Source organism: Vibrio genomosp. F10 str. 9ZD137, assembly GCF_049974785.1.
Classification (GTDB): domain Bacteria; phylum Pseudomonadota; class Gammaproteobacteria; order Enterobacterales; family Vibrionaceae; genus Vibrio.
Genome location: NZ_JBNGCJ010000415.1, coordinates 44,291 through 58,702 on the forward strand (window position 1 = coordinate 44,291; position 14,412 = coordinate 58,702).

General features: G+C 41.6%; 14 protein-coding genes and 1 pseudogene. 5 read left to right on the forward strand and 10 right to left on the reverse strand.

Features of this window, described 5'->3' with window-relative positions; genetic code table 11:
• Positions 1-130 precede the first annotated feature (130 nt).
• Together ACP45E_RS09840 and ACP45E_RS09845 are read right to left on the reverse strand one after the other, a co-directional pair.
• On the reverse strand, positions 131-1,282 hold the full coding sequence (locus ACP45E_RS09840) for an LPS O-antigen chain length determinant protein WzzB (RefSeq protein WP_069584947.1): 1,152 nt from the start codon (positions 1,280-1,282) through the stop codon (positions 131-133).
• A gap of 965 nt (positions 1,283-2,247) precedes the next feature.
• Positions 2,248-3,565: pseudogene (locus ACP45E_RS09845) on the reverse strand (IS4 family transposase).
• A 191-nt stretch (positions 3,566-3,756) separates the two neighbouring features.
• Between ACP45E_RS09845 and ACP45E_RS09850 the strand changes: the two are divergent.
• The 4 genes from ACP45E_RS09850 to lpxM all read left to right on the forward strand — a co-directional run bounded on the left by ACP45E_RS09850 (position 3,757) and on the right by lpxM (position 6,736).
• Positions 3,757-4,074, forward strand: a complete 318-nt coding sequence (locus ACP45E_RS09850) for a hypothetical protein (protein WP_017037692.1) — start codon at positions 3,757-3,759, stop codon at positions 4,072-4,074.
• Positions 4,075-4,127: 53 nt separating this feature from the next.
• Positions 4,128-4,493: an MBL fold metallo-hydrolase RNA specificity domain-containing protein gene (locus ACP45E_RS09855; protein ID WP_026026576.1), complete on the forward strand. Its 366-nt coding sequence runs from the start codon at positions 4,128-4,130 to the stop codon at positions 4,491-4,493.
• Between the two features lie 235 nt (positions 4,494-4,728).
• Entirely contained in the window at positions 4,729-5,670 is a 942-nt protein-coding gene (rfaD, locus tag ACP45E_RS09860; protein ID WP_017037693.1) for an ADP-glyceromanno-heptose 6-epimerase, read from the forward strand.
• Between the two features lie 109 nt (positions 5,671-5,779).
• Positions 5,780-6,736, forward strand: a complete 957-nt coding sequence (gene lpxM, locus ACP45E_RS09865) for a lauroyl-Kdo(2)-lipid IV(A) myristoyltransferase (RefSeq protein ID WP_069584949.1) — start codon at positions 5,780-5,782, stop codon at positions 6,734-6,736.
• Positions 6,737-6,823: 87 nt separating this feature from the next.
• On the opposite strand, the gene ACP45E_RS09870 is transcribed toward lpxM, so the two are convergent.
• From ACP45E_RS09870 to ACP45E_RS09885, 4 genes are read right to left on the reverse strand one after another with little or no spacing between them, the layout of a single operon-like run.
• Positions 6,824-7,795: a glycosyltransferase gene (locus ACP45E_RS09870; RefSeq protein ID WP_017037695.1), complete on the reverse strand. Its 972-nt coding sequence runs from the start codon at positions 7,793-7,795 to the stop codon at positions 6,824-6,826.
• Positions 7,796-7,798: 3 nt separating this feature from the next.
• On the reverse strand, positions 7,799-8,287 hold the full coding sequence (coaD, locus tag ACP45E_RS09875; RefSeq protein ID WP_017037696.1) for a pantetheine-phosphate adenylyltransferase: 489 nt from the start codon (positions 8,285-8,287) through the stop codon (positions 7,799-7,801).
• Positions 8,288-8,295: 8 nt separating this feature from the next.
• Positions 8,296-9,348, reverse strand: a complete 1,053-nt coding sequence (locus ACP45E_RS09880; protein WP_017037697.1) for a glycosyltransferase family 9 protein — start codon at positions 9,346-9,348, stop codon at positions 8,296-8,298.
• Entirely contained in the window at positions 9,338-10,441 is a 1,104-nt protein-coding gene (locus ACP45E_RS09885; protein WP_017037698.1) for a glycosyltransferase family 9 protein, read from the reverse strand. The genes ACP45E_RS09880 and ACP45E_RS09885 overlap by 11 nt, the downstream gene beginning before the upstream one ends.
• A gap of 71 nt (positions 10,442-10,512) precedes the next feature.
• Between ACP45E_RS09885 and ACP45E_RS09890 the strand changes: the two genes are divergently transcribed.
• Complete coding sequence (locus ACP45E_RS09890) at positions 10,513-11,235, forward strand: 3-deoxy-D-manno-octulosonic acid kinase (RefSeq protein ID WP_017037699.1); 723 nt, start codon at positions 10,513-10,515, stop codon at positions 11,233-11,235.
• A gap of 38 nt (positions 11,236-11,273) precedes the next feature.
• On the opposite strand, the gene ACP45E_RS09895 is transcribed toward ACP45E_RS09890, so the two are convergent.
• From ACP45E_RS09895 to ACP45E_RS09910, 4 genes are all read right to left on the reverse strand, one after another.
• Positions 11,274-12,143 (reverse strand): hypothetical protein, encoded by an 870-nt coding sequence (locus tag ACP45E_RS09895; protein WP_069584951.1) that lies wholly within the window; start codon positions 12,141-12,143, stop codon positions 11,274-11,276.
• Positions 12,136-12,885: a glycosyltransferase family 25 protein gene (locus ACP45E_RS09900; RefSeq protein ID WP_017038469.1), complete on the reverse strand. Its 750-nt coding sequence runs from the start codon at positions 12,883-12,885 to the stop codon at positions 12,136-12,138. The genes ACP45E_RS09895 and ACP45E_RS09900 overlap by 8 nt, the downstream gene beginning before the upstream one ends.
• Positions 12,882-14,183 carry a lipid IV(A) 3-deoxy-D-manno-octulosonic acid transferase gene (waaA, locus tag ACP45E_RS09905; RefSeq protein ID WP_069584953.1) on the reverse strand — a complete coding sequence of 434 codons (1,302 nt, stop codon included), beginning with the start codon at positions 14,181-14,183 and terminating at the stop codon, positions 12,882-12,884. Before waaA ends, ACP45E_RS09900 begins: the two co-directional genes overlap by 4 nt.
• Positions 14,184-14,195: 12 nt before the next feature.
• A partial coding sequence (locus ACP45E_RS09910; RefSeq protein WP_277815695.1) for a glycosyltransferase family 9 protein occupies positions 14,196-14,412 on the reverse strand: 217 nt, incomplete at its 5' end.

The window sequence follows — 14,412 nt, forward strand, 5'->3', positions numbered from 1 at the left end:
CGACGGTAGAACTGAGACACTTTTTATCTATTTTAAAACAGTGCATTTATCACTATCCCTTATAAAACCGTGTTATTGCCTATTTCCTCCAATCCGCCCAAATAGACCTTTTGGAATTTCTGTAGCTTTACTATGCATCCTCTTCTTTACGAAATACAAAGCGAGCCAAAACTATTGCCACTCCAAGTATTCCTCCGAGTAAGGTGCCTAAAACCGCTATCAATGCGCGTTTAGGCTTATCGCGAGTAAGCGGCTTTTCTACGTCACCAATAAAACGAAAAGAAGCAAATTCAACCTTATTGTCAACAGTTAGATTTTCTAGCATCATCAATTTAGAATTAATTGGCTGAAGCCTAGGCGCTATAACATCTAGGTTCTCAATCGATTTTAACGCGGCAATTTTTGCTTCAATCGCTAGGCTCCCCATATCAATATTAAACAACTGTTGCCCATCATTTATTTGTATAGGCTTCGTCACATTAGCAGCTTTTGCAATCTCTAGCGCATATTCAGCCCGGAAAATTTCTATCTCTAACTGCTTTTTAGCTTGAAGCTCTAACATCGTCTTTTGCTGAAATAACTCTTGCTTCTTGGTGCTTATTATCGCGGTTAAGTTATTTATCACGTCACGGTGGAGTTTTTGGCTGATAAAATCGATGTATTCATTGATCAAGGAGTAACTACTTGCCTTTTCAGTCGCTTGAAAACTCAGTTCGTAAGGTGAATTTTCATCATTTTTATCAACAATGCTTGCGCTAATTTTTTGAAACCATGCCGCATATAGCCAGAGCGTGGTTTCTGCTTCTGCTTCTGCTTCTGCTTCTGCTTCAAGTTGGACTTTGAACTGTTGAAAATCTTGACTAGAATCAAGAAAATCTCGTTTATTATTAGTCGAATTAAATTCTTGAATAAAGTGACCAAATAACTTGCCTGGTGATGCGAAATCAGAAAGCTCCTCGCTTTTCAATAAAGTGCCGTCACCTTGGGCAATATCAAATACAGGCTGAAATTGCTGTATTTGTTGTGATAATCCTGAAATATCTTGAAGTTGCGGGGGCATAATTTGCGCTTTTGAGGACCACCACTGTTGTGCATTAAGTGCATAAGCCACCGCAACAATAGAAAACAATACAGTAGTGGCGATGATCGTCCACTTCCCTTTCCAAATTACCAAAAAGAGTTCTTTTAAATCAATTTCATCATTTGGTTGATGAAAAACCGGTGTTGAAAAAGAGAGTTCTTGATGTGGCGTGTATTGCTTATCAGATGCTTGAGAAGGCATTGTCACTTTGATTAATCCATTTTGGGTACGCTACCGCCCAAGGGTTAAACGTATCCTCAGACGTTACAAGCATAGGTGTTATATAAGGGTCGGCATTCTACCGTAAATTCTACATCAAAAAAACATATACCCATTCAACTTAAAAGCTCTTCCAGAAAAAGCTAACGATGCTCTCACTTTTGATAGAGTCATCCGTTTTATAGAGCTGCAACTTTTAAAGGGATATGCATCGAAATGCTCTAATGTACTTATTAATCAAAAGGATCCCTATTAATAAGCTTATATTAACGTTTATCCTTCTGCCTGCGTCAGGTTCCTCCTAGTGACATTGAGGTAGGCAATTAAGAAGAACGACTAATGAAAAGAGGTTAATTTATGAAAGCCTTCAAGCAATCGCGATCTATTTCGCGCAAGTCATCGTCATCAAGCGAGCCCTCACTCTTGTTTGAATCTTCTTTAATCCGCGCTCACGTTCTACCCCACGGAGCCAAAAGTACAGTAACGGGCTCTTTCAGGGAGGCGATCTTTTGATAAAAGACCAAAAGCGAACACTCGATATTGAGTTTTCAATTGCACATATCAAGGCAGTCATACTAACTCATAGCGCATAGATGATATTGGTCAGCTGCCTTAGTTGATCGCCAAAGGTTATCGCGGCCCAATATTTGCCACCCAAGCTACGTGCTCGCTTTTACCGTTAATGCTTAACGATGCACTCGTGTTGCAAGGCTTCCAACACGGTCAAACCGAACAGGTACTTACCGTTCTGAAAAAACAACTTAGGTCGGTGAATTACCATCAATGGATTCCCACTAAAGTGCTATCTGGCAACACGCTATCTCGTCGAACAGCCCGCTCCCCTATAGCTAATCAGCGACTACAACCAACCTAAACCATCGAAAAATCCTAGCCATCAAGACAAGAAAAGTCATGCTGTGTAACGCATCTCTAAGACCCAACACCTATCATTTAAGGTGTTGAGTCTTACTAAAACGAACGGTCCTATCTTTGGGCCGTTTTTGTTTTTCGGGTAAAATATAACGTTTCACTCGCTCTCTCATAGCTCGTAGCTTTTTGGGAATAGAACCTGGAGAAGCGATAGCACACCACATTAGCTCATCTTGAATATCTCGAAGTGCCATCGTAAAGCTTATCCTAAGTGGTGAGACTTTGGCCTCTTTTGCTATTCGGCTAATCTCCAGACGGATTAAGTTATACGCGATAAGGATACCCCATATCTCTTGCTCTACACCCTCTACAGATTGACTGCGGAGCAGAATTTTATCTTCAAGCATGTCATGCTTAATCTCGCCATAACTATTCTCGATTTCCCACCTTTCGAAGTACACGTCTAATAATGATTTTAAACTGTATTTTCTATCTGTTAGAGAAGTCAGCAGCCCTTGTATATGATTTGGCTGTTGTTCAACGTCATCGGGATATAGAGCTAGCCTAGCTTTCCACTTTTCTGGGAGACTCGGGTCTTGTTTTCTAGCCTGGGGAGAGACTTTCATCTCCACAATCAGATCTCGCCCATCATCATCGAGCTGCTCGATGATTTCATATTTCACATTTGACTTTATTGGCGTCATCCAGTGACTTGTCCCATGTTCTTGTTGCCAGTTAAGCATAAGCTCTGCGCTCAAGTAGCAATGGTCAAAAATGGTCAATGAATTTGGGACAGCTGATGAAATTAAATCTTTTGCATAGCTGATTTCACCTTTAGAACTTTCCCCAAAAGCCACATCATGAATAAGGCGACTGCGTAGTGATGTGAGTGCGCATTCGAACGATTGGGTACTCAGTGTGCCTGTCTTTTCGGTAGTAAACATATTGATAATGCTCAGCTAAGCTTGGGTTATCGTGAGTTCTAAACTGTGTGCCATCGATTGAAAATAGGCTCAAACCATTCCATTTATCACCCGCATCTTCCGACTGTGTCCAGTGCTTTGCTGTGATTGAGAATAATGACTTTAAAGGCTTAGCGGTGAGGCGCTTTCTCGCCAGGGGAATCGCACTAGGTGCAATAGACTCACCCAATGAATTAGACAATTTTAGGTCGAGTTTATCGAGTACATCTGTAATCGGTCTATCTCGATATAGACCAATACCAACGACTAACCATACAACAAGTTCGGCAGGTAACTTTCTACGACGCATACTCGCTTTGTTCGTTTCAGATAAAGCTTGGTTTATCCAATCTAGCGGAAGGTCTTTTTGGAACAAAGAAAGAGATTCTGGATTAGCAAAATCGTCAACATCGATTAACCAGTGTGACAGCATAAAAATACCCTTAAACAGAAGTGCTTAAGGGTATTGTCAACCATCTGCAGGATCGTTCAACTGATCAGGGAAATGCTTAAATGATCAGTGTTATCTCTAAGACTTAAGGTTTCAACCTGCTGGACATATTCTCGGCTCTGATTATGTTGAGTTTAAAATCGATAATAGAGTGATCGTGTTTTCTGGAGATCATGGCCCCAACAACACTACTTCTTCCTGACTTTATCTCTCCGAAACGAGCCGACTATCTGTTTATTGAGTCCAATTATGGAAATAAATTTCATGATTCGATTGAAAGCCGATCTCAACGCTTGTTAAAGATTATTCATCGTTCATTACATAATGGCAGAACAGTATTAATTCCTGCATTTAGTGTTGGCTGCACACAAGAGTTACTCTTTAATATCGAATCACTTTTACACAAAGAACAAATCTCAGACCGAATACCTATTATTTTAGATTCTACACAGGCCACTAAGATCACAAAAACTATCGTCAATCATCGCTAGCTTTGGAGTGAAGAAGCCAAGGATAAAAGGCCCAAGGGCGACACCCTCTTGCCTTGGATCAGTATATTACTATTAATAACTATCGCGAGCACCAACGTGCAGTAAACCGACTCGCTCAACCGGAAGAAACTGCAATTGTTATCGCCGCTTCTGGAATATGTACCGGTGGACGAATATTGATTTATTTAAAAGCGGTGTTACCTGATAAGCGAGCCGATGTTATTTTTGCTGTGTATCAAGCTAAAGGCACGCTCGGGAACTACCTTCAAAACATCCAGCCTAGTGCCAATATTGATAAAACGTCAATTCCAGTTAAAGCGCAGATCCATTCAATATCTGGTTATTCTGCCCATGCAAATCAGGAAGACTTAATCGAGTTTATTAAAAGAATTGCAAACCACCGAAAGAAGTTCATTTAATTAATAGCGAACCAAGAGTGGAACAAACATTTGCCGATGTGTTGAAAGAAAACATCACTTCGAAAATGATCATTTAGGATCCTTTCGGCGACACATGTTTACTGCCTGATAATGATGAACGCAACGTTAAACCTCATTTGTTACCCACATTTGCCATCACTAAATTCCCGTTTCTCCCCTTTACTTTGCAGTGCTATACTCCATCCATTAAGTATCATAGAGATAGGAAGTAGTTATGATCATCGTAACTGGCGGCGCTGGCATGATTGGCAGCAACATCGTTAAATCGCTTAACGAGCAAGGCGTTAACGACATTTTGGTAGTCGACAACCTTAAGAATGGTAAAAAATTCCAGAACTTGGTTGATTTAGACATCACGGACTACATGGATCGCGATGACTTCCTGGTTCAAATTATGTCTGGTGAAAATTTCGGCCCTATTGAAGCTATATTCCACGAAGGTGCTTGCTCGGCAACAACCGAGTGGGATGGCAAATACATGATGCTCAATAACTACGAGTATTCAAAAGAGCTGCTTCACTACTGTTTAGAGCGTGAGATTCCATTCCTATACGCTTCTTCTGCTGCGACTTACGGTGAAACGGATACTTTCATTGAAGAGAAGCAATACGAAGGTGCACTTAACGTTTACGGTTACTCAAAGCAGCAGTTCGACAACTATGTGCGCCGTTTGTGGCAAGATGCAGAAGCTCATGGTGAAACCTTATCTCAAGTTACTGGCTTTCGTTATTTCAACGTATACGGTCCTCGTGAACAGCATAAAGGTTCAATGGCTTCCGTTGCTTTCCATCTGAACAATCAAATGAACGCAGGTGAGAACCCAAAGCTTTTTGCTGGCAGTGAAACTTTTCAGCGTGATTTTGTGTACGTTGGTGATGTAGCAGCTGTTAATCTTTGGTTTATGCAAAACGGTACTTCGGGTATTTTTAACCTAGGCACGGGAAAAGCTGAGTCTTTCAATGAAGTGGCTAAAGCGGTGGTTAAACACCACGGTAAAGGTGAAGTGGAGACCATCCCATTCCCAGAGCATCTTAAAGGTGCATACCAAGAATTCACACAAGCTGATTTAACCAAGCTTCGTGCGGCAGGGTGCGATCATACATTCAAAACCGTCGCTGAAGGCGTTGCAGAATATATGAAGCTAGTAAATAGCTAACACTTCCATTTGCTGTATTTAAGCCAAGGGTTTATCTTAACGCTTGGCTTTTTTCTTTTCTTCGCATTTTTATTTTCTTAAATGCTACTTATCAGGCAAAGGTTTTACTGTGGCTAATACACGTAATGATTACGACTCTAAAGCATACAATCCCACGTTTAAACGGGAGTTTTTAGCGCCTAAGCACTGGGGAACTTGGTTGGGATTGACATTCGGTTTGCCTCTCACGCTTTTACCCAATTCAGTCCGAGTTTCAATCGCTCGCTTTATCGCGCGTAAGATGTGTAAAAAACAACGTGGTTCAGTACAAAAAGCCCGCATCAACCTAGCCCTTTGTTTCCCTGAAAAATCAGAACAAGAACGAGAAGCGATTTTAGAAAAGTGCCTTGTCACCGCGGGAACATTTTTACTCGGTTTTCCTGCGATCAGTCTTCGTAGCAAAAAATGGTTAGAAAGAAACTCTTCCATTATTGGGCTTGAATACCTGCAAGATCTCCAGAAAAACAACCAAAGTGCTATTTTGCTCGTTCCTCATTCGTGGTGTATTGATATCCCAGCCATATTACTCGCTTCAAGAGGGCTGCCTGTTTCGGCTATGGCCAACAGCCAAAAGAACCCATTTACCGATTGGTTAATGCATAAGCAAAGAGTGCAATATGGTGGAAGAGTCTACGATCGCAGTGGTGGCATTAAGCCGTTTATAAAGTCAGTGAAAGACGGATATTTAGGTTATTACCTGCCAGATCAAGATCACGGACCAGAGCAAAGCGTATTTGTGGATTTCTTTGCTACAGAGAAAGCCACATTGCCCGGGCTGGGTAAACTCGCAAAAGTGAGCCGCGCAAAAATCGTCCCTACATTTGCGAGTTACAATATTGAAACTGGAAAATATGAGATAGAGATAAAGCCGCCACTTGAAGATCTCTCGGGCGATGAATACATCGATGCGAGAGTGATGAACGAAGTGGTTGAAGGATTTGTAAATCCAAGACCTGAACAATATATGTGGATTTTAAAGCTGTTGAAGACACGAAGGGATGGAAACGACCCTTATGTGGGTTATTAGCTATATATTTTGGTCAATACTATAAAGGCTATAAACATAGACTAATAAATAAACAGCTAAGCGACTTCTGTATAAGAAGTCGCTTTATTATTTTTGATACGGTAAACGCTTAAAATCAGTAATAATCGAACCTAGGTCTGGATTAAGTGGCTTCCCATCAATGACCTGCTGATATTTTTCAACATACGCCTTCGCCATCTCATGAGCATTAAAGACATCTCGGGCGTATTCATGACATCGAATTGCATTAAACTGTTCTGAACTGGATACCGCCTTAATCAAATTAGATTCAACATGAGACAAAAAGCCCACATCCTTTGTTACTAATTCAGGTAACGAGCCATAAGGGGTGCCAAATACTGGGCAACCAAAATACAGGCTCTCAGTAATCGCTAAACCAAAGGGTTCATGCCACGTCACCGGAAAGATGAGCCCTTTGGATTTCGTCATCACCTCTGACTTCATTGTATCACCCACCATGCCCAAAAAACGCACATGCTGATCGAGTGTCAGTCTCAAGCCCATTTTCAGGTTTAATCGATGCCCGCCCAACACATCAAGCTGTTCGCCTGCTTTCTTAGTGATATCAATGGCCCCTTGAACATTCTTCACTCGCCATGCTGCTTTGCCAAGAAAATGAAAACGTTCACGGTTAGCCTTAAGATCAGGTTTTAGGTAATTGTCCCAATTGAGTCCATTGTAAACATAAGCCTGCGCACCATGGTTTTTTGCATGTTGCGACGACACAAATACGGTATTCGGATCTATGGGGCCGTCTGAGTTTCCATGCTGAGTTAAAATATAAGGGATGGAAATTGGCTCAAGGTCAGAATGAAAATGCACAACATCAATATCATTTGGAAGCTGTTGTTGTAGCGGTACATTAGGTTGATATTCAATGACTCTTGCCCAGTCACATTGAGTCCCTTTGCCTGCCAATAACGTCACTTTATGCCCTGCAAGGTGCAAAGCATAAATTAAGTCCCAAATGACTCGTTCGGTTCCACCATAGTTAACAACTGGTAATGTCGCTCTTGTATAAACGAGAATATTCATCATGGCTTAACGCTCTGCTGAGTTAACTTTAGCAACGACAGCCTGGTGAACACACTCAGGAACAAACTGCTGAATTTTTCCGCCATGAATCGCGACTTCACGAACAAGCGTTGATGATAAAAATGCGAACTCTTCCGCGGGCGTTAGAAATAGACTCTCTAGCTCTGGTTTTAATCTTCGATACATAGTGGTTAAACCAAACTCGTACTCGAAGTCCATGGTAGTCCTCAAACCTCTTACCAAAATAGAGGCGTTCTGATCAGTGGCGAAGTCGACAAGCAAACCACTGAACCCTTCTACAGACACATTCGGCAGTTCACGGCAGGTTTCTCTAAGCAAAGCCACTCGCTCATCTAAACTGAACAACGTGGCTTTACTTGGGCTTTCTGCAACACCAATAACAAGCTGATCAAACATACTCGCAGCGCGTTTGATTAAATCGTAATGACCGTTAGTAACCGGATCAAACGTACCTGGGTATATGGCTATTTGCATGGTATTCCTTATTGTTTTTTATTGTTCGGCACAAGTACTTGTTCTAGCTTTTCAATCACATCATTCACTTCAATACGCTGCATTAAATCGCTCCCCTTGACCCTCGTTCCCCAAGGTAAGGTATCAGCGGATTGACCGTGTTGCTCAGCGGCGACGTCATCATAAACTGAAACGACGTGATCTAAACTGTTATACGGCCCAGTTCGACGAGGATTACTGTGGGCATAAAGTCCTATAACAGGAGTGCCTTGAGTCGTTGCAATATGAGCAGGGCCGGAATCAGGTGCAATGACTGCGCTGGCTTTAGCGATGACGGCCGTCAACTGTTTGAGTGACGTTTTACCAACCAAGTTAATACTTGGTGACGCCATATGCTGTGTAATGTTCTTTGCTAATTCTCGCTCTCTATCGGTTGGAGCACCGCAAAGCACAACCTGCAAACCTAAGTGATGCGCATGGTCAGCAACAGCGGCGTAGCGTTCCACCAGCCAGTTACGTTCATCTTTACTGGCTGCCGGGCTAATAACAATGTATGCCTGCTCTGAAAGCTCGTTTGCCAGTTGCTTATCTGCCAATGAAAGAGGAAGATTCCAGCTTGGTGCCAGCTGAGGGCAGCCTAAAAACTGAGCAAATTGAGAGAAATTATCCAGAACATGCGAGGCATTGGTTCGCGGTAGTTTTCTATTAGTAAATAACCATTGGCCTTCTTTGGCTCGATTCCAGCTAAAACCCACTTTTATTTTCGCTTTAATGCCGAGTGTTAATACGCTGGCTCTTAACGCCACCTGCATGTGCAGCAAATAATCGAATTGGGTTTGGCTTAGGGTTTTCCATACTTCCTTCATCCCTTTTAAGCCACGTTTTTTATCAAACACCACCACCTGAATACCCGGCAGATCACCCAGTAGCTGAGATTCTATTTTTCCCATAATCCAAGTGATTTTGCATTCTGGATATGTGGTTTGAATACGCTGTACAGCCGAGAGTGCATGGCAAACATCACCAATGGCAGATAGGCGAAGAATGCAGATGGATTTCGGTGCTGATAAATTACTCTTCATTTACTGAATCCAACGGCATCATTTCCTTAACAGCCGAGATCACCTGCTCTGGCGTAATGTCTTTTAGGCATGGTGAATACACATCATCGCTGATCTTACAATGGTTCTTATAACAAGGGACACAGCTGCGTTCCGATTGCAAAAGTCGAATATTTGCCACTCTTTGAGACCCAATGCCATTTCGATACAGGTTATTTTTGACATCAATTGGCTGTTCATACGGCCAAGGTGACCACATACTCGCAGGCGCAACGCTAATGATAGAAACAATGGGGATTGGGTAGCCTGATGCCATATGTCCAGGCCCGCTATCCGGCCCAAGAAAGCCATCGCTTTGTTTCAACAGTGCAGAGGTTTGTGCCAATGTAAGCAGCCCTAACACACTCACTAGCTGAGGTGATTCCGGTATTTTTTGGAGTATCTGATTTACAACCGCTTCATCTCGCTCCAATTTAGCGCCAGAGAGCACAATATTGTAGCCAGATGCGATGAGACTGCTGATGGTTGCAATCCAATAGTCAACGGGCCACTGTTTAATGTCATTGGAAGATGGAGCGTGTACAACAATATAACGCTGTGGCAGCTTTTGTTGAATCACATCGGGAAGAGACTCTTCCGGTGAAACAAGCCTAGGTGTACATTCAACACCGATGATTTCAAGCATACGAGCGGCTCGGCTCATTTTATGCTCAAAACGATGTTGTTCTGTAATATGATGACTATAAACAAGCTTCTTAAGCCAAGTGCCTGAAAGTGATTCATCAATCGCTCCCAGTCTCTGCTTACCAAAAATAAAGCTGTATATCGCCGTTCTATCATTGAGCATTTCATTCACGACCAAATCATACCGCCCATGTTTTTGCAGAATGCTGTAATAATCTTTCAGTGATGCACTTGGGGGGATTTCAACCAAAGAGTCCACATCTGGGTTCGTGCCAAAAACCATTTCACCTCTAGCATTGACTAGCACGTCAATTTTAGCGTTCGGAAATGCATTGCGTAAGCTTCGAGTAAACGTTGAGATCAACAAACTGTCACCGATACAGTGAGTAGCAATAACTAATATTTTCTGGTAACTATATGAATCATTCATCAATCTATTAGGCGTTTGATATACTGTTTTACCTAGTATGCCATAAACCCACCAATACGAGACAGTGATTCATGTTCACAACAAAACAAATCAACAATACAACGTACTGGTATGATCCTTTAATGCTCACAGAAGATGTTGAATCTGCTTTTTCTATTGATTACTGGAAAGAGAATCAAGCGATACTCGGCAGCGCTCAAGGTAGAGGGACAACATGGTTTGTGAAAGGAGAGAAAGCTGACCTTGCGCTTAGACACTATCATCGCGGTGGTTTGTTTGGAAAACTGGTTCGTGATAGCTACTGGTTTACAGGGTTAAAGGCGTCGAGAGCTTTTCAAGAGCTGATATTGCTCAAACTACTGACTGAAAATAATGTCAACGTTCCAGCTCCAGTCGCAGCAAAAGTTTCAAAGAACGGGCTAACCTACAAAGCCGATATCTTAGTTCAAAAACTCCCTCACGCTGAAGATTTGGTAAAAATACTCTCGAATGAGAAGTTATCAAACAGTGACTTAAGAAATATAGGTCGTCAAATTCGGAAAATGCACGATGTTAACGTTAATCATACGGACCTTAACATTCACAATATTCTGATCGATAAAGACAAAAAAGTTTGGATTATTGATTTTGATAAGTGCCGAACACAAAGTGGCGATAGTTGGAAAGCGAGCAATTTAGATCGCCTTCAACGCTCATTCGAGAAAGAAGCTCGACTAGGACATATTCGTGCTGCCAGCTTTGACTTTTCAGAAATAAAAAAAGGATACGGTGAAAGTACCCTCGATTACTCTTGATTGCCCTGAAAGAAGAGTGAAACTAATGCAGGCAAATCTTACTCTTCTTTGAGGCCAAACAGTTTACGAAGTTTCTTTTTCTTCTTGTAGATATGCCCTCGAACCACCTCAGCAAGAGGGCGCTTAAAGCTGACATCTTTTGCTAGGCGTACTTGTTCTTCAAAAGGCTTGTTGCCATGTTCTTCAAAAAAACGTTCTAAAACGATTCTAGCCCACGCTTTTTGGCCGCTTGTTGAATAGTCATTAACATATTCTCGTGCGGCATTCAGATTAAAATCTTTAACGAGCGCTTCCGATAACGCAAACTGTTCTATCGTATGAGCTCGGCAATCGATATCCATCATCCCAAGTATTAAATCATCAGCATATTCAATATTAGGCAACATGGATCGACTCACTCCTATTACACCAGAATTCCACATGGTAGATGACGTTTGGAGCTCATAATCAATACCAGTGGACGTTGGAATTTTTTTTCCTTTTAATTTCCCATACTCTGAGTTGGAGGGAGCATCATTAATATTAGTTTCAGGGTAAAAAAGAAGGGCTTCATTCTCTCCGACTAACTCGAACAATGTATTTGAAGTGGTTTTAAAGTGCGTATCTGCATCAAAAAATAGGAATTTCCCAATGTCACTGTCCGCATTCTCTAGGACAAATTTCAAGCCTCTATTTTTGATCCTAAAGTGGTATCGACCATCACAAGTCCATTCTTTTTTTTGGTCACAAGTAAGTCCCATAACTTCAAATGGAAAACCAGAAAAACGATCAGGTTGCTCAGTGAGAATATAAACCTTAGGCCAGTGGCTTTGTGGTAACTGTGAAAGAAATGACAGAATGCTAAATTTGGAACCATTGTAATACGTAGCATTGTCACCATACACAATTGAAACTATTGCTTTATCCATCGTTCTTACCACTTGAAAAATCGAAGAGACGCTTTTGCTTACTGCTTAAATGACTTCGAATATCACGTCTATAAAAGTCTTTAATCGCACTTCTTAATCGTATATACAGCCCAGATTTTGCGCCATTCAATTCACTGGCAAACATACCATTCTTGCTTCCTTGAGAAACAAGAGGCGGCTGACACCAATGAATTGAATAGCCCAATCTATCATTTTCATTTCCAATAAAGCCGTCAATAGGCGCACATACAGGAGATGACTCAATATAAGACACGAGTTTTTTTGCGAAAGATATATCATAAACCAAACCACCCGTTAACTTATTGGTCTTACATAAGTAAGTTAACTGATCTTTTTCTCTGTAAGAATATGGTACCGAGCTCGCAGCATCTTCAATATTAACTAAGTAGTTTGTTTTGCCTTCCATTTCTTTCAATATGCGCTTGAGTTGACTATCAAAGCCCTTTACCAAAAGAGCATCATCTTCAAGCACCAACACCTGTGGTATCTGTTCTTCAACGACCTTCTTCATTACCAGGTAGTGCTTATAGAAACATGATTTTTCAGGTAATCTTAGTGAATCATCAAAAAACTCATTCCGGATCTCATCACTCAAATCATCAATATCGCCACGCAGCATATACTCATAATCCATTATGCCTCTTTCCGGAAGATGTTTGTCGATGTGCTTTCTGCGTTCTTCATAGCCTTTACTGACATGAATAACAAAAGTTTTGATCATGATGATTTCTCAATGTTTGGGGAAGTACTTACTAACTCGAGTGTTTTATGTAAAGCACCTTGATTTCGCTTAACTATACCATAGCCCCATTGTCCTTTTTCAACTAACGCTTCCGGTTTAGATAAGGTACTGACTATTTGTAACGCAAGGTCGTGCACATCAGAAACGACTGAAAGTGCATTAGACTCGATAAGCTGATTAGCGAGATCGGAAAAATTGAAATAGCTCGGCCCTGTTAAACAGTATTTTTTAAGCAGTGCTGGTTCGATGAAATTATGCCCGCCCACTTTTTTCCCAATGAGACTTCCCCCCATGAAAACAAGATCACCTGCCGATAACATAATCATCAGTTCCCCCATTGTGTCGCCTAAATAAACATCCACAGACTCTTCAATACGATCTAAAGAGTCGCTTCTGCGAGCCAACTGAAAACCTTGGCTTTTAACTAACTCGGCAACCATATTAAACCGTTCCGGGTGGCGTGGAACGATCACCAATAATAGCTCCGGCAGTTCTTTTTGGGCTTGCTGAAACGCTTGAAGGATTTGTTCATCTTCCCCTGAATGAGTGCTCGCAGCGACCAGTATTTTTCTGTCGCCAACAAAAGAGCTCTTTAAAATATCCCCCTGCAGCTCAATGCTTTTATCTAAAGTCACATCGTACTTGATTGACCCTGTGACAATGATTTTTTCGCTCGGTACGCCTAACGACTCAAAGCGATGTTTATCATCAGAGTGAACCGTTAATATTAAATTGAGATTGGAAAGCGCAGGGTGGATTAGCGCTTTTAACTTACGATAATTAGCGAGAGATTTCTCAGAAAGTCGACCGTTGATCAAGGTAATAGGAATAGTATTAATGGCAACAGTATGAAGCGTATTTGGCCATAATTCCGTTTCAATGATGAGCATTTTTTCTGGCTGAATAGCATTAAGAAAACCTCGAACACACCAGTTAAAATCAATCGGCATATAGCGGTGTATGATGCCATGACCCATCCTTTCAACCTGTTCAGCACCAGTACTGGTTGTTGTTGTCACCAATATTCGTTTTTCTGGGTTCTGCTCTGCCAACTTCTCCACTAACTTCTTACTAGCCAGCACTTCACCGACTGATACAGCATGAATCCAGATAACTCCTGATTTTCTGTCGTCAATTTTGGGTGTAAAGCCGAAATGCTCTTTCCAGCGCCTACCAAAGGGTGGTTTGTTGGTTTTCGGACGATACAAACCCCACAGTAAAATGGGGCTAATGAGACTGAGCAGTATGGTGTAACACCAGCGAACAATCATAGCCATTGCACTAACCTATTAGACCTTAGCTTGTTTTATCGTATCGAATTGCTGAATCGCGGTAATGACTTTTTCAGGCATGAGCTCCGTTAAGCACTTTAGATGCTGTTTAGGGCAAACTCTCTCAAAGCAAGGGCGACAATCAATGTCAGTATTTAGAATCGACAACTTATCGGTTAGCGGTGGTGTGTATTTCGGAGAACTCGAGCCATAGACGGCAACCACGTTACAGCCC